Source organism: Rhodopseudomonas sp. BR0C11 (assembly GCF_010820945.1).
Taxonomy (GTDB): domain Bacteria; phylum Pseudomonadota; class Alphaproteobacteria; order Rhizobiales; family Xanthobacteraceae; genus Rhodopseudomonas; species Rhodopseudomonas palustris_H.
This window is the reverse complement of the sequence record NZ_QTKI01000669.1, coordinates 1-1,533: the sequence shown is the minus strand read 5'-3', so window position 1 is coordinate 1,533 and position 1,533 is coordinate 1. Positions and strand designations below refer to the sequence as shown.

Genomic DNA, 1,533 nt, shown 5'->3' with positions numbered 1-1,533 from the left:
CCCTGCATGATTTTGTACGGCGCCGCGCTGGAGGAGAGCTGATCACCGTGGCGCGCCCCGCGACGACGACGCGTTCACTGCCCCGGCGCGGCCGCCGCAACGCCTCGCCGCTGGCTGATCTGCTCGATCGCGTCGGATAGTCGATCGAGCGCAACCGGCAGCATCGCGCCGCCGCAGACCGTGAGCTGATCGGGAACAACGATCCGTCGGCTCGCCGGATAGGCCTGCTGGATCGCGGGATGCAGTAGCAGAGCCTTGCCCTGATCTTCAGCCATCGGCTGCTCTTCGGATACGAGTAACAAGTCCGGCCGCGATGCGACGATCGCTTCGAGCGAGGCGAAGCCGCCATAGGCGAAACCAAGATCGGATGCCGCATTCGACAGGCCGGCGGTCTGCAGCAGCGAGCTGAGCAGACTATCGCCGCCGGTCACCCAGCCGCGCCGCGATAGCGCCAGCACCCGGCCCTGCCACCGCGAGGCGGTGCGCCGTGCCCGCTCCGTAGCCTGATCGATCGATGCGATCATCACGTCCGAGCGCTCAGGATGGCCGACCAGCGCGCCGACCCGCCAGATCTGCAGTTTCACCTCGTCGATCGTCCGCGGCACGTCGAACTCTTCGACCGGAATGTTCTGCGCGCGCAGCAGCTCGCGCGTGGCGCGCTTGCCGTAGCGGCCGGCCAGCACCACGTCGGGCGCGAGCATCAACAGATCCTCAGCTTCACCGGACAGCCTCGGAAATCGCTCAGCCTCCTTGGCCAGCCACGACAGCCTCGGATCACGCGCATACGGTCCGAGGCCAGCGATCTGGTCGGCATCAGCCAGGGCGATTAGCAACTGATCGGTGCACATGTTGATCGAGGCGATCCGCTTGGAGGCGGCGAACGCTGGCGAGACCAGCAAGCCAACCGCGGCAATCAGCAGCAACAAGCTCGAACACCAGCGAGGCGCACGCCGGTCAGGCAAGGCGACGGGCGGCCGGACGCCGCAATGCGGCGCAATTGTTCTGTTCAAGACGACATCCTCCGCCGGCCCATCGCCGAACGAGTTGCACACCATGCACCGGCCGGTCTCCTGGCTCGCGGATATCCGTCGCGCCCACCTTCCCGACCGGTTCGGCCAGTGGCATTCGAGGACGCTCCGATCCGCCCACAGTTGCGAGGGCAGCTGCGGCATTGGGGCATCGCCCCGCACCGCATTCCCGTTTCACCTCTCTCGGCGAGAGGCACCGGTACACGTCTGGGTTAAGCACGTCGCCCAGCCCCCGGCAAGGCGACGATCTTCCGTAGCCTACCTGCCACGCAAAAAGCCGGGAGGTGCGGACAGGCACCACCCGGCTTGTTGGTCTTGACGTCGTCGCGTCGCGGGAGCGCTTACTTTCGCATCGGCGTGGTTGCGCCCGACTGGCCGTCCGAGCTCGGCGTCGTCGAATTGGTCGCGCCGTGCGCGCTGCCGGAGCCCTGACCACCACGATCGGAGTTCGACGGGCCGCCACCGCCCGCGCCGCCAGCCGCACCACCGGCACCCGCGCCTGCTC

At 67.7% G+C, this 1,533-nt stretch carries 1 protein-coding gene and 1 riboswitch; the gene reads right to left on the bottom strand.

Translation table 11 applies throughout. The features are described from left to right. Positions 1-74 precede the first annotated feature (74 nt). The gene (locus tag DYI24_RS26405) at positions 75-1,010 is read right to left on the bottom strand and encodes an ABC transporter substrate-binding protein (RefSeq protein WP_164574412.1); all 936 of its coding nucleotides are present in this window, start codon (positions 1,008-1,010) and stop codon (positions 75-77) included. 33 nt (positions 1,011-1,043) lie between these two features. Beyond that, positions 1,044-1,244, bottom strand: a riboswitch (cobalamin riboswitch). Between the last annotated feature and the right edge of the window lie 289 nt (positions 1,245-1,533).